At 45.4% G+C, this 23,328-nt stretch carries 15 protein-coding genes; 5 read left to right on the forward strand and 10 right to left on the reverse strand.

The genetic code is table 11. The features are described 5' to 3' along the window. Positions 1–118: 118 nt before the first annotated feature. Positions 119–1,420: an MFS transporter gene (locus dnm_RS23200; protein ID WP_207679269.1), complete on the forward strand. Its 1,302-nt coding sequence runs from the start codon at positions 119–121 to the stop codon at positions 1,418–1,420. Positions 1,421–1,791: 371 nt separating this feature from the next. Here dnm_RS23200 and dnm_RS23205 read toward each other — a convergent pair whose 3' ends face one another. The 6 genes from dnm_RS23205 to dnm_RS23230 all read right to left on the reverse strand — a co-directional run bounded on the left by dnm_RS23205 (position 1,792) and on the right by dnm_RS23230 (position 10,368). Next, complete coding sequence (locus dnm_RS23205; protein ID WP_207679270.1) at positions 1,792–3,951, reverse strand: TonB-dependent receptor plug domain-containing protein; 2,160 nt, start codon at positions 3,949–3,951, stop codon at positions 1,792–1,794. A gap of 215 nt (positions 3,952–4,166) precedes the next feature. Beyond that, positions 4,167–5,159, reverse strand: coding sequence for an ABC transporter substrate-binding protein (locus dnm_RS23210; RefSeq protein WP_207679271.1), 993 nt, complete (start codon positions 5,157–5,159; stop codon positions 4,167–4,169). After that, positions 5,156–6,031 (reverse strand): PhnD/SsuA/transferrin family substrate-binding protein, encoded by an 876-nt coding sequence (locus dnm_RS23215; RefSeq protein ID WP_207679272.1) that lies wholly within the window; start codon positions 6,029–6,031, stop codon positions 5,156–5,158. The genes dnm_RS23210 and dnm_RS23215 overlap by 4 nt, the downstream gene beginning before the upstream one ends. Positions 6,032–6,991: 960 nt before the next feature. Beyond that, on the reverse strand, positions 6,992–8,530 hold the full coding sequence (locus dnm_RS23220) for a DEAD/DEAH box helicase family protein (RefSeq protein WP_207679273.1): 1,539 nt from the start codon (positions 8,528–8,530) through the stop codon (positions 6,992–6,994). Continuing rightward, positions 8,506–8,898 (reverse strand): universal stress protein, encoded by a 393-nt coding sequence (locus dnm_RS23225; RefSeq protein ID WP_207679274.1) that lies wholly within the window; start codon positions 8,896–8,898, stop codon positions 8,506–8,508. Before dnm_RS23225 ends, dnm_RS23220 begins: the two co-directional genes overlap by 25 nt. A 315-nt stretch (positions 8,899–9,213) precedes the next feature. Beyond that, positions 9,214–10,368 (reverse strand): hypothetical protein, encoded by a 1,155-nt coding sequence (locus tag dnm_RS23230; RefSeq protein WP_207679275.1) that lies wholly within the window; start codon positions 10,366–10,368, stop codon positions 9,214–9,216. 402 nt (positions 10,369–10,770) lie between these two features. Between dnm_RS23230 and dnm_RS23235 the strand changes: the two genes are divergently transcribed. From dnm_RS23235 to obgE, 4 genes are all read left to right on the forward strand, one after another. Beyond that, positions 10,771–11,919, forward strand: a complete 1,149-nt coding sequence (locus dnm_RS23235; RefSeq protein WP_276571825.1) for an acyl-CoA dehydrogenase family protein — start codon at positions 10,771–10,773, stop codon at positions 11,917–11,919. Between the two features lie 1,118 nt (positions 11,920–13,037). Next, the gene (gene rplU, locus dnm_RS23240) at positions 13,038–13,424 is read left to right on the forward strand and encodes a 50S ribosomal protein L21 (RefSeq protein WP_207683743.1); all 387 of its coding nucleotides are present in this window, start codon (positions 13,038–13,040) and stop codon (positions 13,422–13,424) included. Positions 13,425–13,500: 76 nt separating this feature from the next. Then, positions 13,501–13,755 (forward strand): 50S ribosomal protein L27, encoded by a 255-nt coding sequence (gene rpmA / locus dnm_RS23245; protein ID WP_207679276.1) that lies wholly within the window; start codon positions 13,501–13,503, stop codon positions 13,753–13,755. Continuing rightward, positions 13,752–14,750 (forward strand): GTPase ObgE, encoded by a 999-nt coding sequence (obgE, locus tag dnm_RS23250; protein WP_207679277.1) that lies wholly within the window; start codon positions 13,752–13,754, stop codon positions 14,748–14,750. Before rpmA ends, obgE begins: the two co-directional genes overlap by 4 nt. 323 nt (positions 14,751–15,073) lie before the next feature. Here obgE and dnm_RS23255 read toward each other — a convergent pair whose 3' ends face one another. From dnm_RS23255 to dnm_RS23270, 4 genes are all read right to left on the reverse strand, one after another. Further along, a complete protein-coding gene (locus dnm_RS23255) occupies positions 15,074–15,523 on the reverse strand; it encodes a hypothetical protein (protein ID WP_207679278.1) in 450 nt (149 codons plus the stop codon). Between the two features lie 8 nt (positions 15,524–15,531). Beyond that, positions 15,532–16,434: an IS4 family transposase gene (locus dnm_RS23260; protein WP_207679279.1), complete on the reverse strand. Its 903-nt coding sequence runs from the start codon at positions 16,432–16,434 to the stop codon at positions 15,532–15,534. 179 nt (positions 16,435–16,613) lie between these two features. Then, the gene (locus dnm_RS23265; RefSeq protein WP_207679280.1) at positions 16,614–19,175 is read right to left on the reverse strand and encodes a hypothetical protein; all 2,562 of its coding nucleotides are present in this window, start codon (positions 19,173–19,175) and stop codon (positions 16,614–16,616) included. A gap of 299 nt (positions 19,176–19,474) precedes the next feature. After that, positions 19,475–23,254 (reverse strand): hypothetical protein, encoded by a 3,780-nt coding sequence (locus dnm_RS23270; RefSeq protein ID WP_207679281.1) that lies wholly within the window; start codon positions 23,252–23,254, stop codon positions 19,475–19,477. Positions 23,255–23,328: the final 74 nt, after the last annotated feature.

A 23,328-nucleotide genomic window follows, 5' to 3' on the forward strand; every position in this document is an offset into this window, starting at 1 on the left:
GACAGAGGAATATAAACGCTCATGAAAAAGCCGGGTTTTTCGCCCCTGGTTATGAAAATATTTTCAGATAAAAAACCCGGCTTTTCAATCTGATCAGCAGACAGAGGAATATAAAATTATGGCACAGCATTCTGTGATCAGGGAGATGCGAGACTTTCTCCTCATAGGGGGAGGACAAATCGTATCTCTCATTGGTTCGGCTCTCACCGGATTTGCAATGGGAGTGTGGGTTTACGAGCAAACAGGCTCGGTTACCCGATTTTCCCTTATTTATATTAGCGCGTTGCTGCCCGCTATTCTGATTTCCCCTCTGGCCGGCGCGCTGACCGACAGGTGGAACCGCGGCCGGGTCATCATTCTCAGTGATATCGGAGCTGCGCTGAGTACGGTTGTCATAGCGATTTTATTGCTCAACAACAGACTTGAAATCTGGCACATCTGCCTGCTCAACGCACTGAATTCTGTTTTCAGAGCCTTCCAGGGGCCGGCTTTCAGCGCGGCAATAACACTTCTCGTGCCTGAACGACATCTGGGACGGGCCAACGGTATGACCCAGACGGGACGGGCCATTGCACGACTGCTATCCCCTGTGTTGGCAGGTGTGTTATTGGGAACCATAGGACTTTATGGCATCATCGTGATTGATTTCGCAACCTTTGTCATGGCACTTATCCCGCTTATATTTGTTCGGATTCCTGATGTCACCCCTGATCCTGGCAGAAAAACTGGCAAGAAATCTTTGTTTCACGAAGCAATGTACGGATGGCGATATATCACAGAGCAGTCAGGACTGTTCGGACTGCTGATATTTTTCACAATTGCAAATTTTTTTGCAGGACTGGCCGGTGTATTATTCACCCCGCTGATACTTTCTTTTACGTCCGCCAGTGTTTTGGGAATTATCCTTTCCACCGGAAGCATAGGAATGCTTGCAGGTGGTCTGACAATGAGCATATGGGGAGGACCAAAGCGGCACATTTACGGTATATTCAGTTCAGCTCTGGGCATCGGGTTATGTATTCTGAGCGCGGGACTGCATACTTATGCCCCGCTTTTTGCTGTGGCAGCTTTTTTCTATTATTTTGGCATCCCCATTATCAACAGTTGCAACCACGTCATCTTTCAAAAAAAAATCCCGCCCGATGTTCAGGGAAGAGCTTTTGCCATGATAGGAGCCATTGTGGGATCATCGCTTCCGTTGGCGTATCTTGTGGCCGGTCCGTTGGTGGATCATGTCTTTGAACCACTGATGGCTCCTGATGGTCTGTTGGCCGGAAGTATGGGGCAGCTTATCGGCACAGGTCCCGGACGAGGTATCGGTCTGATGTTTATTATCATGGGAGGATTTATCATACTGGCAACCCTTGCAGCTTATTCATTTTCCTCTCTGCGTGGGATTGAAGGTGACTCGGAAAAATGACGATAAGGGATTATTTTCCTCTGAAATAAATGACCTGACAAAAACTTTTCGGTATTTTTATCCGGAGTACGAAAATAATTTTTCTGATTATAACGGATTTTGGGGAGGCCCCGGGAACACCGCGGAACACACGGAAAAAAGACGTATGTTCCGAATTCTCGGCCGTTGAGCCTGTCGAAACGGAAACCGGTCGTTGAGCTTGTCGAAACGGGAACCGGTCGTTGAGCCTGTCGAAACGGGAACCGGTCGTTGAGCCTGTCGAAACGGGAACCGGTCGTTGAGCCTGTCGAAACGAACTCAGGGTGCGGACAAAATCCGTTATAATCAGATTGTTGTATAAGAGCAAAAATATTCCGCCCTCCGGACTCAGCTTAGAAGCTGTATCGCATTTCAACGATAAAATTTCTTTCAGGCATAGAGAGGTCCCCGGGTAATGAGCCTTTTGATGTAGAAAGAGTATAATCCTTGTCCAAAAGGTTGTAAACAGAACCTCTTATTTCAAGCCCTTTGAAAAAATCTTTTGCAATCAGGCTGGCATTGGCAACTCCGAACCCGGACATATCTTCCCGATCATCGCCCGACTGTCTTTTAAAGTCGTCCTTAAAATAAAAATCCGTGTAAAGATTAAAATGATCGGATAATCGGATATTTGCCATCACTGTTCCCTTATGTTTCGGAATAGACGGAGACCGTTCTTTTGTATCAGTATTTTCAGCGTCCTGATATGTGTAATTCATGGCAAGATATGTTCCCCTTCCGAAATCATATTTCAGTTCAACCTCAGCACCGCGGGAACGTAACTCATCAGAATTTTGGAAAACAAAGCGGCCATCATCAAGTTTGGCAGCCCTGATGCTGTCTTCTATTATATTCCAAAATCCGGTCAGCCTGCTGCTGAATCCTCCCACTACAGTACCGAAACTCACCTCATAAGTATCAATGGTTTCAGGATCCAGATCAGAATTTCCCCATATAGCCGGGTTATTCTGGCTGTAGAGCTCATGAAATGAGGGTGCGCGGAAGGCCCGTCCGTAAAGCAGCTTCATATCCAAGCCTTTTATAATCTCCCAGACCAGCCCCACCCGTGGGTTAAAGCTGTCCCCGAAATCGCTGTAGTCATCATACCTGCCCCCGATGCTCAGACGAAAATTATCTGTAATATCCCACAACCACTGCCCAAAGACCGCTGAGAACTCTCTGTCAGCATTCCGGTTCATGTTCTGTTCTTCAGTGAGATCACGTACCGATGACAGGGGAATAAGAATATCGGGGTTGTCCATATCATATAAAAAATTTGCAAAATACCTGACATCATACTGTTTCATTTTTTCATAAGTCCCCCCGAACACAATGGTATGGGTTTCTCTCGGCTGATACGTCACCTGGGTTTCAAATCCTGTCCGGTTGTTCTTGTTCGAAGGCTTGGCGATTATTCCGTCTTCTGACAGAAAAGCGGGACCCTCGGGCGTCATCATTGGTGAATTGGGATAAAGAGAAAAATCCGGAGTGTAGCGATGGTGATTTCTGTAAATTTTTCCGAAAAACCGGACATTTTCCCATATATCATGTTCATAACTCAGGTTCATATAATAGCCCAGGGGATCGTTCACAGATTTTTCATTCAGGGAACCAAGCGGTGTCACAGGTGGTATCCGCTCTCTTCTGATGTATCTTCCGTCGAATTTGAAGCCTTTGTATTTTAACATCAGAGAAACATCATATTTTTTATTAGAGTTTTTGCCCTTTCCCGGGGCCAGAGAGGTATGTGTGCCGAAGATATTGTCAGCCGCAGTCTGGGAGTCCTGTCCGATATAAGGCTCATAACCGTCGGTGTCCAGATAGTTGAAATTAAACGCTATGCCCATCTCATCCCTGGCTTTGCCGAACAGGAAGTTACATTGCCGGGTGTCGTAACTCCCGCCGCCTGCTGTTATCTGAACGCCGTCAATATCTTCCGGTTCTTTCGTGATCACGTTGATAACCCCTGAAAATGCGTTCGCGCCATACATGGCAGAACCGGGACCTCTGATCACTTCGATTCTCCTGATGTTATCCACTGTGAGGGTATCATAGGTCCAGGTTGCTCCGCCAAAAAAACTATCATTCACCGGATGGCTGTTCACCATGATGAGAATATCCTGTCCTGTTGCCTTCATAAGTCCTCTGGAATCTATTCTGTAAAATCCTTCAGAATAAAAGTAAGAAGACATTCCCGGAACCGTCCGCAACACATCCATCAGATGCCTTGCGCCCATCTGCCGGATTTGTTTCTCAGTTATGACGGTAATGGAGGCAGCAGATTTTCTGATATCCTCCTTCACCCTTGATGCGGTGATAACAAAAGTGGCTTCGGCCTCTTCTTTAAGCCATTGAAATTCCTTATCAATTTCAGTTTCAACACTTTCTGATTCTGATGCCGGGCCATCTCCCTGTTGGCCCGGCCAGGGCTGGGAAAACAACTGGCTGGTATTAATAAAGGTAAAAAACAACACAATGAAAATTTGAATCACTGCTTTCATGGTCCTCATCATTTTTCCTCCTTTTTAAGTATCCGATCAAAAGTTTTTTATACATCTTTTTTTTCTGTGAACAGCGGAGAAAACCGGCTTTTTTCCGTCACGGGCGGCGGATCGTTCCGGTAAAAAAAGCCGGGTTTCTTCCCCGGGAAGATATCGAAAACTTATGGTTAGGTACTTAATTTGAAACTCGAAACTTGAAACTGGGAGTCGGAGTTTTGAGCTTTAAGTTATTTAATAATGTTATTGATCAATCCCAGGGCATTTTTATTGTATTTCAGACCATAGGCCTTTACCTTTTTTAAGTTCAGGATAATGTGCGATCCTGCGGGAAACTGCACTTTTTCGTCAATTTTTTCTCCGGCAAGTATTCCCATGACAATGTTTGCTGCCTGTCGGCCAATTGTGGGGGTGTCAACAGAAACAGTCAGCACTGCCCCGCTTTTGGCAAACGCGTCATGGTAAGAAAAAACAGGCGTTTTATTTGTGTCACATTTCTTTAATATTTCAAATAAATATTTCTTTTCAGATATGACCAGGGGATCAGAAATCAGCCAGATGGCATCTGCCTCAGACAGCAACTGCCTCAGAGCGGGCATCACTGATGCTTTGTCAGATACCGCACTGCCGATAATCTCAATTCCCAGTTCGCTGGCCTGCTCCCTGGATTTTTCAAACCACTGAGAGGTATATTGCTGGCTGTACAACATGCCGATTTTTTTTATATCAGGAAATACAGAACGAAACATGAAGATTGGCATTCTCGCGTGAAGTTCGTTGGATACACCGTAAACCTTCTGAGATAAGGAGGGCAACCGAAGCCAGTTGATGATTGAGGAAAACACAATATCTTTTTCATTGAAATATTTGCCTGCAAAAGAATATGCCTTGCCTCCGATACAGTAAACAAGATCGGCGTTATAGGATAACAGTTTGATAATATCATAATTTTCTTTTTTATCCCCCAGATCAATTTCCAATACGGGACATGATACTGTTTTCCTGAATTCTTCCTGAACCACACTGTATTTTTCCACCTCGGCATTGGAATTGATCAACAGAATTTTAGGGTTCTGAATTTTCTGAGGGGGCGGCACTTCGGTATTCAGCGCGATTTCAGGCTGCGCACATGAGAACAGTACACCGGAAACAAAAAGGGAAAAAAAGAAAAAAAATAACCCTCTGAGAAGACTTGTCTTTTTATTACTTTTGATTGTTTTCACTTTAAGCCCTCCAGTTTCGAAATATCCGAAGGATCAACTGGTTTCCAGCCGTCCAGATCGAGCATTTTTATGATGTTTATTCCATCCGGGTCCCCTGGCATGTTTTTAATGATTTTAATTAGCTTTTTAGCGTCTTTGGTAAAATTTTCAGGCGCAGCCACTATCAGCAGGAGAGATTCTTTTCCTTCTGCCAATATTCTCATCTTTTCGTAAAGCTTGGGGTCCGTCATTTTTAAATTATCAGCCGCATTTTCTGTGGTCAGCGCACATTTTGACATTTTAAACCCCACGGACATCAGGGCATCAATATCTTTGGGAACCGTCAGCACCCTGACCGAATCAGCCAGCTTTTTATTTTTGATCATTTCTGTAAGCACGCTTCTGGTATGGGCTTCATTACTGGCAGACGCCACAGGACCTTTCATCGCTGTTTTCAGGTTGGCATATTTTGCACTGCTCATCAGAATTCTTTTCTGATATTTTTTGTTATTCCGTATGCCCACAAGACATGGTTTAAGAGAATATTCCTTATATATTTTACTGTAATGCCAACTGGACAGAAACAGAAGACAGTTTTTTTTATCTCTGATATGCTGTTCAAAAGCTTTCCTGTCGTTGAAAGGCTGAATTTTATAGCTGCCTGACTTGGAAAGGTAGGAATCGAATTCCATTTTTAATGATTTAAAGTTATTGATATTGGTCTCAGAACTGTAAAAAAAGATCATTATCTTTTCTGACTTTGCGGATATCGAAGGCATCGTGTAAAAGATCACAACACAGCAAAAAACAAACATTGTCAGCAGAATACGCTTTACAGCTTTAAACCGCGAGGTATCCCCCAATTTCGCCATCTGATATAAAATATTTTTCATAGGTTCTCCGTCAGTCAAAATCGTAAGATATCTGTATCTGCCAAGTCCATATTAAACATATCCGGCAGATCGAAAATTCCCCCCTTGAGAGAGAGCAGGGGGTTCTGACCGGATGAAAGCCCGAAGCTACAGAATCCGCCCTTCTCCCCCACGGCTTTGTCATAAAAATAAGTAAAAAAATTAACAGGTTATAAAAAACAAGATTTGAGCCGGCACCTAAATTCATAATATTCTGATAATCCGTAAAATTCGATAATCAAGTTTTTTTTCTGTCATTCCTGCGAAAGCAGGAATCCACAGCTTCCGGAAGCGCTGCATCAGCCAAAAATGGATTCCTGCTTTCGCAGGAATGACAAGCTTTTTGTTCGAATCGGGTCAAAAAATTTGATCATCGAGTAAAAAAAATATTGATCCATAAAATGAATCTGATTTTTTAAATACCGCCTATCCGACCGTCTTCTGTAATTTCACAGCCGAAAGTCAGAGTTGGTATTTTTTTAACTACCTGAGATTATATTTTATATTTTTATGGTAAAATTGTAGAGGGAATCCGATTCGGACATCTTAAATTTTTTAAATTTATTAATATTGTCATATTTTGTAATAAAAATCCAGCATTATTTGCAGAGAAATGTCAGTGATGTGTCCCTGCGCTCTTTCCTTTCGGTCCCATGCGAAGCATCACTTCGATTTTGCCGGACTTTGCCGGACGGGGTTTCTCTTTGTCGGACGGGGTTTGCAACCCATATGCATCAAGCTAAGGATTTTTATGATTCCGGAACCCCCGAAAATCAAGGTTTTGCGTTTCGGCTGCCATTCAGTCGGAGCCAACAAAATCAGTATGTTATCTTCTTAGCTTGATGCGTATGGGTTTGCAACCCCGTCCGGCAAACAGTCTTACACCATTAAGTTAAGCTGAAAAGTCGCCCTTTGAAGGGAGGCAGAAGGGGAAACAAGAAATTATTTTTTTGGATAACTTTTGCGCCGCCGGGCAATGCCTTCATCCACTGTTTTGCGGGCAATGACTTCATACAATACGGCCTCGGTGTTCCCCTGCTTACGCAGCACCCGCCCCAGACGCTGGACATATTCACGGGCACCGGCATTCCCCCCCAGCACCACCGCAATTTTGGCCGCTGGCACATCAATCCCCTCGTTCAGAACCCTGGTGGTGACAACGGCCTGACAAATTCCTGCCCGGAAATTATCCAAAACGGATTTTCGTTCCGCGGCTTTGGTCTGATGAGTGATGGCCGGAATGAGATGACCCCGGGAAATGCGATAAGCAAAACGATTATGGGCAGTAAAAATAATCATTTGCTGAGTGCGATGCTCCCGGAGCAGCTGATCAAGAATATCAAGTTTTGCCCGGGCCTGATGGACAATTTCTTTTAATTTTAACTCAGCCACCTTGGCCCTGCGGGCCTGGGCATCATAAGCGCTGCGGCGGGTAAATTCATCCCACCAGCCCGGGCCGTAACGGGCAGGCAAACGGGCTTCCCGCACATATCCCATATAAATTTCATGGGCCGCGTCATACACTGCCTGCTCATCTTCGTACAAACTGACCCGGATACGCTGGGTGCGATATTCCGCGAGTTGTTTCCCCGTGAGTTCGTCAATGAATTTGCGATAAAGCACCGGCCCGACGATTTCATCCAGCAAAGCCGAGGAATCAGATCCTGAGCCAAATCGGGCCTGGGGTTCATGAACACCGTCTGATCTGCCTGAATTCTTAAAGCCCCTCTCCGCTTCGGGATAAGTCGCGGTCAGTCCGAGACGAAAAGGCGCGGCACACATCAGCGCGATTTCATGCCATGAGGGCGCGGGCAGATGATGAATTTCATCAAAAATGAGCAGCTTGAACTTGTCCCCTAACATGTCAGCGTTTGCCCACGCGCTGTGATATGTGGTCACGGTCAGGGGACGAATCTCTTTTTCCAAACCATACCACACGCCGATGGTCCCCGCGCTGTCCCCAAAAGCATTTTCCAGACAAGCGTACCATTGATGAAGCAGATCAATTGTCGGCACAATCACAAGGGTGCTGACTTCTGTCTGAGCCACCGCCTTTAACGCCACAAGTGTCTTACCGGCACCCGTAGGCAGTATAACACTGCCACGGCACCCGTCTCCCAGCCAGGTGTTCAGGGCTTCATTCTGATAAGCATGCGGTGTTCGGTCATTGCGGAAACAAAGCGTTAATTTTTGCCACCGGGGAATAATGTCGCGGATGCCCTGTTCTCTGAACCAGGCACGGACGGCACGATAATGAAAGGCAGGACATCGCCATTTGCCCTGATGCCAGCGAAAAGGCTCAGGCGGACTGACATGACGGGGCACATTGTCAAGGACGATTGTGCCTCCGTCAAAACGGGCCCGGGGGGAAGATTCAATCGGCAAGGCGTGTTGTCCCGCGTCTTCGGCGTATGATCTCCCCGGGGAGAGCTTTCGGGTCTTTTCCCGTATCCGGGTTATCTGATCGTGACAACCGGGCATGGGGCTTTCATAATCACATAGTGGGCTGTGGAACCGAGTAGGAGTTTTCCAACTTTTGATCTTTCCCTGACTCCCAGAATAATCTCATCAATCTGATTTGCCTCTGCAAACTGAACCAAATCTTCTCCCGGAGAAAGCCCGTGAACCAGCAGATGGGTTTCACAGGTGATATTATTCTCTTTTAAAAGATTTTCAGCAGAATTCAAATCCTGTTCAGCAGCCTCAAAATCTTTTTTAGGCACATCATGTGAACTGCCCAGTGAAGTCACTATATATACGCTTCCGTTAAATGCTTTCGCGTGTTTATGCGCTAATTCAGACGCTTCCTTTGCCGCGTCTGACCCGTCATAGGCCAACATAATTTTCATCTTTGATCTCCTTTTAGGGCGGAGGGTTAAACCTGAACATGTGAAACTCTCCTCCGAATATTTACTTTTGAAAATTCACTAATCGAAATCGCTGTGAAATGCAATACAAAAAAATAATGACTGAAATGAAATAAGTGTACCTGAGCAAAAATTTTCGCTGTCCTGTCAGAAGTTCACGGCTGATGCTCAGAGCCTCCCATATCGAAAATTCAGAAAATACAATACACTTGATCATTGAGTAACAGAAATTCAGCCAACACTGATTTTCATCACTCCAAGTCTCTCCTGCTCCCTCTCAAATGGGAAATCTGGTATTCATTGATCTCTACGGTAAAGGCTGTCCGCAGGTTGCCTTCTGGCCAGCTTCAGTATTTCTTCAAACGCTTCGATTTCCTTGCATTGCATAGCCTGTCTCAGCAGCCCCTTCAATATATCCGGACGGGAAACGGACATAACTTCGTCGGCAATATACCCGGGAACGATGCCCAGGGATGCTTCAAGGGCTTCTATGACCATCTCACGGGCCGCTTCCAGTCTCCCTTCTTTTTTCCCTTCTTTTTTCCCTTCTTTTTTCCCTTCTTCTTTCCATTTCTCTTTCCCTTCCTCTATTATCAATTCACGGGCATATTCAAAAATATCCAACATTTTCAGACCCTCCCATATTTCCTTGAAAGTCGCTTTGTCAATCTGCTTGTTCGCCATGATCATTGTGGCAGCAACAAGCATCACAGGCATTTTGTCCTGCCTGAAGAGATCAATTTCGAATTCAAGAATTTTTTTTACAAACTGTCCCTGTTTTTCGTCTGTATCTCTGCCGTACATAGGGAGAAACACAAGTTCCGTAAGCGCGGATGTGTCTCCTCTGCTGATGGCTTCCCGGATTTCCTCAAGGCGTTCCGGCCCCTGACGCTTCGTGAGATCGGCAATCACAGGTCTGTATGTCCCCGACTGCGTCCGTATCTCCTTTCTGCCCGAATATGGCTTCCCGGAGTTCAGAATGATATCCGTGATGTTGTCCCTCCATTCCCTTGCCGCGGAAAAGTGCTGGGTAGCAAACCGGTAAAGGTCATCCTCGGTCATGTCACGCTGTTCTTCGAGATGCCAGGCTTTTCCCGCGATATCTTCGAATATCACATCCATGATGCCCGCGCTGACCGAAATCTCAGAAGGCTTGAAGGAGCAGACCCGCCGGATTTCACCAGTTTCGACTCCCAGGACGGCGAGCGTCTTTCCCCGAAATATCTCCGACAGCCAGTTCACGACAAAATCATAATTCTGAAAATAATCGGTTCCGTCATGGGGAATCTGTCTGAACACCAGATCCCCGTTTTCAAAAAGCGATGTTTCCCAGCGTCTGAAAACCTCCGGCCGGATATGATATTCTTCACAAAGGGCTGCTATCGGCTTCTTTTCAACAAAATGCTGTCTTAATATTTCAGCTTTCTCTTCCGGTGAGCGGCTTCCGAACATGCATGTCTCCTTATTTTTAATCAGTCTTTCAAAGTTAAAATATCTTATAGCTGATTTATTATTTTTTCAACGAAAATATCTGATTCAGCCTCGGCAGTTTTTATATTGATAATTCCGAGTTATGAGCTGCCAACAGCAGCAGTTCAGGGCAAATTTTTTGATTAAGGAGTTCCAAATAAATAACATACCCGATTCAAAATTATTTTTGGGGAAATCCTTTACTGCTTTGCAATATCTCCTGTCAATAAATCTAATTATTTGATTTGATAAATCTTTTTACAAAACCAAACCTGTGGCTTTTATATGATCTTGGTGACTGATTTTCTGTTTCCACTTGACAGACGCGGGTATTCCCTGTAAATGGATTGCCAAATTATCTATTTAAATCATCAGGAGATCGTTTTGGATTTTAATCCGTGCATGAAGCATAAACTGGTTCGTAAGACAGTGCGCAAGTTCGCTGAGGCAGAACTCGGGCCCATTGCTTATGACATTGATTGTGAGGCGCGCTTCCCCTGGGAGGTCATTGAAAAGATGCGGCCGCTGAATTTTTTTGGTCTGCAAGTTCCCCGGAAATACGGCGGGGCAGAGGTGGACAGCATCAGCTATGCCATTATTATTGAGGAAATTTCCCGCGTGTCCGCGGCCGTGGGACTTTGTGTCACCGTACATAACAGCGTGGGAACTTACCCCATCGTGCTTTTTGGAACCGAAGAACAGAAAGAAAGATTGCTGCCGCCGCTTGCGAGCGGAGAACGCATCGGCGCGTTCTGTCTCACCGAGGCCAATGCCGGTTCTGACGCGGGCGGCGTTGAAACCAGCGCGGTAAAGGATGATGATCGTTATGTGATCAACGGCACAAAAATATTTGTGACCAACGGCGGTGTGTGCGGGTCAGCCCTGATTTTTGCAATCACCGATCCTGAAAACCCGCGCCGTGCCGCAAGCGTTCTGATTGTGGAAAAAGACACCCCGGGCTTTTCTGTGGGGGAAATAGAAGATTTGTGCGGAATGCGGGCAAATCCGGTATCATCGCTGTTCCTTGAAGACTGCCGGGTGTCAGAAAGCAACCTGCTCGGGCGTCCGGGCGACGGGCTGAAAATCGGGCTTGCAGCCCTTGACACAGGACGAATCGGTATTGCGGCCCAGGCCCTCGGAATTGCCCAGGCCGCGTTTGAGGCCTCTGTAAAATATTCCAAGGAACGCCAGCAATTCAAAAAGCCCATCTCTTCATTCCAGACCATTCAGAACTACCTGGCTGACATGGCCACGGAGATAGATGCGGCAAGACTGCTGCTGTATCGGGCATGCGCTTTGAAAGATGATAAAAAGCCTTTTAGTGCTGAGGCTGCCATGGCAAAACTGTATTGCAGCAAAGTGGCTTCGAGTGTGTCCAATATGGCCGTCCAGATTCACGGCGGCTATGGCTACAGCAAGGAATATGATGTGGAACGCTACTTCCGTGATGCAAAAGTCACAGAGATTTATGAAGGCACAAGCGAAGTGCAACGTATGGTCATTTCCCGGGCAGTACTCACACAACTGACTTAGAATTTAACCACGAAGTGAATTGTCCTCCTGTTCTCGTTCCAATACAATTTATACTGTCCGATGGCATAAACTGACTGCGCTTTTTCAAAATCCGCTTTTCCCCAACAATTCGTTCCGGAACTGAAAATCCAACAGAAATAAAAAGCTCAGTTGATGACAGTGTTAAAGACAGATGCTTTTTGCATAAATTAAACTGGAATCATCTGAAAGTATCCGGATGCATATGCTTTTCGGATGGAAGGGCGGAAATTTCCCGAAAGCATCTATATGTAGATGTTTGCATATAGATACAGATGCTTTTTTGGGCGGAAATGCGGAAAATCCCAAAAACATCTAAATATAGATGCTTCCGTGTCAGCGGTATGATAATTCTCTCCCACGGAATTATGTTCCGGAGAACGACAAGCTCATGAGCAGGATCGCTGATATTTCTTTTAACCCATTCCGGCGAAAAGGCATCCTCAGATTTATCTTTAATCATTTTTATCACCTCCTTTATTGTGTTATAATTTTGTTAGAAATTCAAAAAACGCTCTCAGAACGATGGGTAAAAAATATCATATAACAATATGAAAATCAAGAGAAAAGAGAAATTCAGCAGAGGTGCAACCCACGTTATAAATTATAAAAGCGAAGATGTCGTTGCCCGTGTGTTCGATATAACCGAATCAACAGGGGGTTTCTATAGGGTACTCCTGCCGAGCTGATAAATTCCGCTGGAAAACAGAATAATTTTTTCATTAAAAAATTCCTGATTATAACGGATTCAGGGGAGGCTCCGATTTCGGGAGGCTGCGCGCGACCTTCCGTTTTCGCAGAAAGCCGGACGGACATTCCCGGAAAACGTCGGTTTCCGGGAAAACAAATATCCTGAATTTCCGGTTCCCGGAACCCCGTGACGGACAGATTTTCCATTCTGACATATAGTCATTTCAGGATGTTGTGCCCTCCCCTAAATCCGTTATAATCAGAAAAATTCTTTTTGTTATCAGACCCTGTCATTTATTTTACATAGTGACTGACTGATTTTTCTTGACAAATTTTTTAAATAGCTTAATATTTGGTGTTTTTAGTAAATTATGCCCAATGAATGTGAAAAAGGAGGTTTTTTGAATAATATGTACGCTGTAGTGAGTTCAGGCGGAAAACAATACAGGGTTGAACAGGGGGATATATTCAGAGTTGAAAAAATTCTCGGGGAAGTCGGTTCTCCGATTTCTTTTGACAACGTCCTGATGTTTTCCGACGGGGAAAATGTGGAAATTGGTCAGCCGGTGCTGGGGAATGTGGCGGTCAGAGGCTGCATTGTGGAACAGGGCAAGGCAAAAAAGATTCTTGTGTTTAAATACAAAAGACGGAAAAGATATCGCCGGACCCGGGGACATCGCCAGCAATATACAGCCGTCAGAATAGATGCCATTGAAGGCCCGGGAAGCGCAGGATTAATACAAAAACAGGAAAGTGCGGAACCCGAAGCGGTCAGCCCTGACACAGCTTCGGAATAACAATCCGTTTTGATTGATGATGAACAATTGATAAAACAATTCTCAATCTTCAATTTTCAGCAGAGGAGACAGAATAATGGCACATAAAAAAGCAGGCGGTAGTTCAAAAAACGGCCGCGACAGTAACGGACAACGCCGTGGTGTGAAAGTTTACGGCGGTCAGAGTGTGAGGGCTGGCAACATATTGGTGCGCCAGGTGGGAACAAGAATACATCCCGGAGAAAATGTGGGCGTGGGCAAGGACTACACCCTGTTCGCCAAGGTTGACGGTATTGTCCAATATGAGCGGGTAGGTCGTTCACGTAAACGAGCAAGTGTTTATACCGCGTGAAATTTATTGATGAAACATTAATTACTGTCCGGTCCGGACACGGCGGAAGCGGCTGTGTCAGTTTCAGACGTGAACGATTTGTACCGCGGGGCGGACCGGATGGCGGAGACGGTGGCAAGGGCGGGGATGTGATCCTGGAGACAACCTCCCGAAAACGCACCCTGTACCATTTTCAATTTAAGCGGGATTTCAAAGCCCGGAATGGCCAGAATGGTCAGGGCAAACAGAAAACCGGACGAAACGCTGATGACATCATCATTGAAATCCCTCCCGGAACCCTGGTCACGGATGCTGAGACCGGAAAAATTGTCAAAGATTTTGTCCATCCGGATGAAAGCCTGATCGTCGCAAAAGGCGGCAGGGGGGGGCAGGGGAACAGACGGTTTAAGTCTTCAACAAACCGCACCCCCCGGTTTGCCCAGCCCGGGGAACCAGGTGAGGAACTGACACTCAGACTGGAGCTGAAACTGCTTGCGGATGTCGGTATTATCGGGCTTCCCAATGCAGGCAAATCCACCCTTACCCGTGCGGTTTCCTCAGCCACTCCCAATGTGGGCAATTACCCGTTTACCACCCTTACGCCCAGTCTCGGCGTGGTTCAGGCCGGATGGGGCGAGCCGTTTGTGGTTGCGGATATCCCCGGTCTGATTGAGGGCGCGCATAAAGGGGCCGGTCTGGGAATCCAGTTTCTCCGACATATCGAGCGCACCCGCATTCTCCTCCATCTGATTGACGCATCCGAGATTGACCCGGATCATCCCCTTTCTGTGTATGAAACCATAAACACGGAGCTTGCCTTGTACAATGAGACCCTTGCCAAAAAGCCCCAGATCGTGGTGCTGAACAAGCTGGATATTCCCGGTGCTTCGGAACGGGCAGAGATGTTCCGGGCTGCGGCAAAGGGGATGCAGGTGATGTCCGTATCCGCTGCCACAAGGGACGGCATTGAGGCGTTAATATCACAACTTATTCAATTGTTGGACAACCACTCATAAAAAAATCGCTTCTTTCGCCTCCGACCGTGAAATTTTCAGATCGTAGGGTGGGGTTCTGCCTGGGGTGATGAAAATGTTTCCAAGGCTCTGAAAAAGCTGATCCCGTTTTTGTTCCCCTCATTTTTTGACTGCCTGATTTTTAAGTCATAAAAAATTTGCGGAATAAAAATGGGATCGCAATTGTCAGCCCGGTTTGTGACATTTTCATCACCCCAGTAATATACACTTCACCTTTTACTGAAATTTATAATAAACTGACGAAATTATAATGTGTCAGCCCGGGAAAACTGTACGAAGTCGGGTGGATATTACCATACTATCTTTTATCCGCTCCCTAAAATTTCAATTGCACGGTCATCAAAAGGACTATGCAGTATCTGACGCAATGTTGTCAGCCAGTGAATACCGATTTTCCAATATTTGCCTGTTTTCTCTCCTATCATTTCAAAGAACTGATAAGGATGAGAAAGAATTTCGTCAGATCGCGTATTGCATCTTTCTCCGCTCTGCGGAGATGACTCCGAAGGATGCCCGGTATCCGGAACATCTGCGGCATCCGTCAATCCGGTTTTACTGTCGGAATCCGTCATGTCCGCTCTCTTTGCTTCGGAATGCGGATTTTTAACTCCGGACGGACGGACATCCTGTTTATTCTGAGCAATGACAGCATCCTGTTTCATTTTTTTCAGCTGCAACAGAGCCGTGATGAGCATGGCGCAGAACTGAATCGTGACGCCGTCCTCATTTTGTTTTATCAGATGGATACCGGTCATGGTGCGTTTCAGGAATCTGAAAAAAGCTCCGCCTGCCAGCGGTATGCGTAAAGCATTATGATTTGGAAAGTGGTCAGATCATGGCGGTCGGTGAGTATATAAAAGGTGTCTCCGCCTGCCTCGAAGCGGATCAGCCGCCAGACATGGGAATGCGGATCATTGTCATAGCGGATCGCCTCGTCCGTTATCTGCGAGAAGAGGAACCTCACCGATGCCGGTATCCGGACGGCAAAAGATTCCTCACAGGTATAAAGCAGATTTGATTTTACCCGGATAATAAAATGGGCATGAGCCTGTGCGATATCATGGAACATATCGAAGGCGGCATAGCCGCGGTCAGCGATGTAGGTGGCGCCGGCGACAAGCATCCGCCGCAGGGCATCCCTTTCGGAGGAATTGCCGCTGCCCACAAGGATATCCGCCGCGATCATCCGGTTCAGTTCGAAACAAAGGTGCAGACGGGCGGCGTTGCAGTTCTTCTTATACACCGCCCAGTGCATGGATTTCAGAACGGGGAAAAGGGAACCGTCAGCACAATACAGGACTCCGAGAGAAGACAGTTCCGGGACGGACTGCAGACTCACAGAAGCGATCAGAGCGGTAAAAACGGCTTTGAAAAGATCGGGCGGGAATCTTCCGAATGCGTCACTGAATGTGCTGTAAGGCACTCCGGTCAGGTTCGGTTCCGGCGGCAGCAGATTTTTTTTCAGACAGGTGCTGATTAACAATTTCATACTGGAAACACCTGATACAAAATAAAAAATAAGCAACCGGAAGAACTCGGGAAAAGAAAATTTTTCATTATGGTGAGGGGTGAGTTTCCGAGCCTGTTCCTCAGCCAGAGGGGAAACCGGTTCCAACAATCTGTCGAAAACAGTGGGATTCTGATAATTTTCCGAATTCTTTTCCATAAACTGTTTCTCCTTTCTTATATCAGGAGAAGTTTAACAGATATTGCTATGAAAGTTAACTTTTATTTTCGAAATTCGGATATAATAAATTTTTAATTGTCGGCATGAAATTTGCTATTGCAAAAAGCATTCCGTTCTTTATTGTTTCTTATCCCTTTTCCTTGTACTTGTTCACCGATTCACCGGTGCCGTCGGAAAGTGATGCTCAGACCGCCCCGGTTGTCATACCGATAAGGCGGGCAGTCGTTGATCACCAGAAAAAGCCTGCCGCTTTCCGGCATGGTCACTTTTTCCCTGTCACCGATGCGGAAAACCATGTTTCCCACCTTTCCCAGCAATGTCCCGAAAGGAATCCCGGGCATCTCTTTCTGAGAATCCAGATGGCTGAATGCTTTTTCCGCGGGATGGTCTCCGTGACCTTCCGGGCCGGTGTCCGGCCATGTCTCTTTGACATCTTCCGAAGCAGCGGCCCAGTTTCCGCCGCACTCAAAATTCAGATGTTCCCCTTTGGTGACGCGGATGCCGGTGTCAGACCAGTCAGATTTGGCATCGAGAAAAAATTTCTGAGGCAAAGAAAGTTCCGGATCATCCTGAAGATCGGGCCTGTCAGATTTGGTGTCAGAGGAAATTTGAGAGGTCAATGAAAGCTCCTGACTATTCTGATTATCTGTTGATGTTATGGTTATTCCGCTGAGAGTCCAGTAAGGAAGGTGATCAAGCTGATTGCTTTTTTTCCAGCGAGTATAAAACACCTGATCCAATTTTCCGTTAGTTATTTTAATCGGATAAGAAATCTTTTTAAAATTTTGTGAGGAATCAATGACTATATTTTCAACCACTTGCTGATCATTCGCAATCAGATTTATTTGCTGTTTCCCTGTCTTATCCTTTCCGAAATAACAAACAACTTCATATGTTCCGTTAGGTAGCATAACCCGAAATGCTGCGTCATGTTCCGAACTCACATAATGTGTGAAAACATTGTGGGCAGGATTCTTTTTTAGTGATTTATGGTCGAAGCAGGCGTTAATCCATCCCAAATTACCTGTTTCAAATCGGCGGTCATATTTTACTTCAAAGACTCCGTCTGATATTTTCTTGGAGCGATTGCTTATTTTTAAAACGAGTTTCTTTCTTCCGTCTGGAAATTCCTGCAAAATGCAGGGTTGGGAAAATTTCTGCTTTTTCCGCAACAGCTTGACATTTTCTGTCTGGTAAATGATCTCATAACTTTTATCATGTTCGTCATGTCCGTGGTCGGATTGAAGCAGATAATCAGCCTCGCGTCTGTCCGGATGGTGCCTCCAGTTTACATAAAAGTGGTGCCAGTATGCTTCATAGTTACTCAGGTTGACAACGTCCTTTTTCAAGCCATAGTAACAGATCATATGATGAAGGGGAGAAACATTCTTTGTATGTGCTTTTAAAGATTCAAAATAAGAGCCCTTTGTTTCATATGACAGTGTGGAATGCGGCTCAACCATATCTGTAACTTGGGTCAGTTCTTTTAATTTGGGTTGCAGCAATGAATATTCATATGAAAATGTGTACAACTGCCATAATACTGTCAGAAATAATGCAGAGCCAAAGAAGATTTGCAAGAGTTTGGGAAAAGGCTCATACCAGACAAACAAAATCAACATCAGCACGAGCAGTATTCGTTCATTGATCCAGCTGCTGCCCAATGCGGTCCAGGGCTGGCTGAAATAAAGGTACAGAAGGCATCCGAAGCCGATAAGCATCACATCCCGCTGAGAAACAGCCTTCTCTCTGATTATCCTGACGATAATGTTGCTCAGAACAGCAAGAATAATAATGATCCAAACAACTCTGACAATGGGTTTATGGGCATCGGTATAGGTAACAAGCGTAAGGTCCTCCCACAGATATGTTAGCAAAAAATCTGTCCCTCTGTATTCCTCATTGCCCGGAGGAGAATAAGTAACATGGTATATCCCCAAAAAAAAGACAGGCATAAAGAGAAAAGCCTGGAATATTAAATCCTTTAAAGAGCGAATACCGCCTGAATTATCTGTGTTTTTGTTCGGCGTTCTGATTTTACGATACAGGTATGCAGCCAAATCACAAAAATAAATAACTGCCAATATAACCATCATGGCGGCAAAAGGAGCAAAATGGGTTAAAAAAGTCAGGTATGTCAAAGTAAAAAAAATACATATTTCCCGATGCCCGATTTGGGAACGAATTCTCAGCCAGTAGCCCACGGTAAAGAAACAAAGAGGGATTGCAAGCGTATAGGCGAAAAATCCCATATGAAAAAAATTATGGTATGAAAAAATAAAAGCGCTTAGGGAAAATACATTCGTGTCTGTATCGTAATACTTTGTCAGATATATGTGAGACAGAGGAAGCAGAATGATCATAAGGGTCAGCAATATTTTTTGAGCTGTAATCGGTTCAGTAATGATCATAAAAACAGGCAATAACCATTGGGCTGTCACATTGGGCAAAAGAGAAAAATGCACATCGAAAAAATGTCTTAACTGATAATTGGAATGGTCAAAAAATTGCAACAAAATCTTGGCATTGTAAACATGGCTGGGACCATCTTGGCTAGGAAAGAAAGGATATATCCATATGGGCAGAATATGAATAAAAAGTAATATTCCGAGTATCGAATACCAAATTTTTTTGCATTCCAATGCGCTGCAAATGAACCCGTAAACTCGGTTTATCCGCTCTATAGAATCATTGGGAATAAATATGTCATGTTGCTTCATTTATTTTCTCTGCTTTCTGCTTCATCATTTCAACTAACCAGAAGAAGCTGTTTTTAGCTATGGCGCGTTTCACATGACTTGATACTGAAATCGGGTATTAAGTGCCTGAAAATAGCTAATGCGATACTTTAAAATAGTATCAAGTCATGTGAAACGCGCTATAATAAATGATTCCGGAAATAACATCCGGTTTACCAATAGTTGGATAATGCTTCAATTTTGGATATAATATCTGTAATATTCTGAATCAAATTGATAAAGACAGAAGATATCCAGATTTGGGACACGACCATTTTCTTTTACTCCTTTCGAATCATGATGTTCAGACCGCCCCGGTTATCATACCGATAAGGCGGGCAGTCGTTGATCACCAGAAAAAGCCTGCCGCTTTCCGGCATGAGGACCTTTTCCTTATCGCTGATAGGAAAAATTGTATTTCCTATCTTTCCCAGCAACGTCCCGAAAGGAATGCCCGGCATCTCTTTCTGAGAATCCAGATGGCTGAATGCTTTTTCCGCGGGATGATCTCCGTGGCCTTCCGGCCCGGCATCCGGCCATGTCTGCCTGACTTCCTCCGGAGCCGCAGCCCAGGTTCCGCGGCACTCAAAATTCAGCTTTTCCCCTTTGGTGACGCGGATGCCGGTGTCAGACCAGTCGGATTTGGCATCAAGAAAAAAGGGTGTTGCTGAACCTTTTGCAACATCTCTTGTGGGAGAAAAAAATTCCAGAATATCATCTTCCCTGGTGGCAGAGACTATTCTGTGGCTGATGCGCTTAATATATTTTTTATCCGCTTTCATATCCCTTCGCGCGTGTTTTGCCCATGGTGAATAGAGGTCTTTTTCAACAGCCGCCTGAAAATACTCCCAAGCCTCACGGGTCTGACGGATGGCCTTGCGAAGAAGCGAATTTCCCGCGTGTGTTTCTCCTGCCCGCAATTTCATCATGCCTGCTTCGAGATTCTGGTTTCTGTCATACTTTCTGATCAGCGCGATCTTCCAACAGGCTTCTCCCACATAACGGCTGTAAGGATATTCAGAAATGATTGTTTCGTACCATTCAGCGGCCTTGTCTCTTTGACCAAGCTGCTCATAGCTGATGCCTGTGGTAAGAATACAGAGGATCACATCGAGAAGATCATGATTCTCCCGTTCATAAAGCAGTTTTTCCATTTCCCGGATGGCTTTGTGATAATATTTCTCAGCTTCGTCCCTCTTATTTTCCCGGGACAGCCGGCCGGCTATTTCATAGTTTTTTGCACCTTCGATATAAGTTCTTACAGGCAGATTTCTTTTTAACGCGCCGAATATTATCAGCAGAAATGCGGTCAGAAGCGCCAGAACAAGGAGCCACGGACGAAGGATTGTCAGAACCTTCTCTATGCACGCAAACAGTTCTTGAAAGCGGAATCTGTCCGACAAGAAACTCAGTTTTTCAGCAAAGGGTCTGGCTATTCCCAGGCACAATACAGAACTGATAAAAATGGCGATCCAAGTGAAGCTGGTAATCCCCCATCCGACCTTTTCCCAAAACGTTTTGCCGTAGGTCAGTACCACTTCGCTCTCCCGGGGAATGACCATCATCAGATGAGGACTTACCGGATAGACACCATGCGCGCCCCGGACCTGCCAGTTGGGAAAGTAAGATACTTTGACAAGGTGAGGAATGCCGATTTTGTTGGTAGTAAAACGGATTTCCATATGGTCAAGATGCGTTTCAATGCTGAGATCCTCTGTGTCCAGCGTGTGTTTTCGGAAGGAGGATAAATCAGAGACCTGGTCTGTTTTGTTCAAAAAAACCGCACGATCTTCCTCATGGATGACAAATTGTTCAGGAACCAAAAGCACGTCGTTTTGTTCCGGGTGCTTATACCATTCATAAAAATCCTCAGCCCAGGTGTCCGAGGTATAAAGCACCGGCCGGATGTCAGGCACATCCACATATTTTCCATCGCATTCCAGATAACGATACACGGAAAGCTGTCCAAAATCCGCTTCTCTTTTAAACACCGGGAACTCGGAAATAACCCTTTTGGCCTCGGTTGTGGCTAAGATGAGTTGGGAAATATTGTATAATTTAAGATGAGCCGGAAGTGTGGCCGGATTCATTCTGGAGAAAATATAGGAAGTGGGGGTTTTTATATCGCGGGAATATTCGGTTTGCAAAAAAGCAACACATTTGGAAGCCATGGAAGATGCATAATGGATGCCCTCCATGGTCTGCCTGCCTGAAAAAACAGGAAGCGATTCAAACACCCGGTCTCCGCCATACCGGCCGTATTCGTCGCATTTTTCATATCCCACCCTGGGCGCGCCGAACGGGTCCGTGTTTTCCGAATGTCTCAGATAATCGTTTATCCTTACAAAATCCCTGTATCCGGGGGTGGCTTCATATCCTTTGTTATTATAACGATACCACTGTCCGGGTTTGGCTGAACCCAGCATCACTGCCATCACACATAAAAAGCAGAAAATAGCGGCTCCGGATATTCTGACGTTTACAGGACACCACGACAAAAAACTGCCTGAAACATCCGCAAAAAACATTAAAATCAGGACAAACAGAACTGGCGGGAGAAACCGGATATCCGGTATGTTGAGGAAATGGGAGCCAAAATATATCGCCACACATCCGAAAATCAGACCCGCGTATATTCCGAAAGTTCGGGGACCAGGTTCGGATATCAAGTGCTGTACTGCTACCTTGACAATTTTGGAGAAGAAAAAGAACCATCCCGCAGTCAGCGTAAAAACGCCGCATACAGAGGCCATAACAGCGGTTTTAAGAAAGAATGCCTTCACTTTCTCATCCCCTGCGGAGCGGCTGATGATCTGATATAATTCCGCTATTATCACGGTCAGCACTGTCATAAAGCACAGGAACCCGAATGCTTTGCAGAATTTCTCAAATCTTGAGTTCTTTTTGGTGAACCACAGCGCGGCTGCTGCCATCATCAGGGAAAAGAACAGAGATATGGGAATTACCCAGTTTTTCATCTGAGCGGCCAGACTTTTTCCCAACAGAGACTGAGACAGATTCGGAACGGTCACGCCTGTATGCCATAAATCTTTCCCCAGGATCAGATACTGACTCAGAAGATAAACAAGGGTGAAAGCAAACATGCCTGTAAACAGGACCATCAGGATATGTGAGCTTTTTAACTGCTTGCTGAAATAAAATTTTAGCACTCCTTTTCTCAGGCAGGATAAGGCAACGCTGGGGCCGATCATGAGGAAAATGGCACCCAGTCCGGTCAAGGTGTAACGCAGGTTCATAAAATCCCGCCAGATAATATAAACCGGGCTGGTGTAAGGATAACGATACGCCAGGATAGGCAGAATCCAGAACGCCATGACCCCGAAACCGATCCAGGCAATTTTCCAGATATAGCGTATCTTTCCTTTGGCAAAATACAGGCATATCACCCACAACACCGCCGGAATAAACACAAAAAGATGAGAAAGTCCGATCAGGCCCAGAAGAATGCCGTTTTTCACTGCCCCTTTCTCCGTGTCCGACCCCCTGTAAACAGACCCCATGAACCAGGGAAGCAGGGCAAACGCCAGCATGTAGCAGAATTCTCCGGCAAAGGTGCTTAACGCGTTGCCGCCGAACATGGTATAGGATTCATTGAACACTATCAGAAATGAGGCCCCGGCTCCCATGACGGGAACAGGAAAGCGGTATCTCATAGCCCGTAATCCGAAATAGGTGGTCACGGGCAACAGAAAAATACCGGTCATAATAGCCAGTTTAAGTGTTACGGACAGCGGAAGACCAAAAAGATAACTGGGCAGGGCCGCCAGCAGAAAGGGCGGAATAAAATAAAAGCTGAAATTGGGGTATCCGCAGAAATTGCCCATATCCCATCCCATCAGACGGCCATCAGGGAGCAATTCTGTGAGCATATGATGAGCTACGCCATACCAGCTCGCAGTGTCCCCTCCGGTAACAATAGTATCTGAAAAAAGATATCTGATATCAAAATAAAGTGCCAAGAACATCAGAAGATATGTCAGAAGAACGAAGTCTGTAATGTTTTCGAGTTGATAAGTTTTTGATTTTTTGTTTGTTTCCATTGCGTTCATCCATCCCGTGAGCCTGAATTGAATTTTGAGTTGAATCCATACAGTCGATGATCAAGTTTTTTTCT

Origin of the sequence: Desulfonema magnum (genome assembly GCF_017377395.1) — a bacterium.
In the GTDB taxonomy this organism is placed as follows: domain Bacteria; phylum Desulfobacterota; class Desulfobacteria; order Desulfobacterales; family 4be13; genus Desulfonema_C; species Desulfonema_C magnum.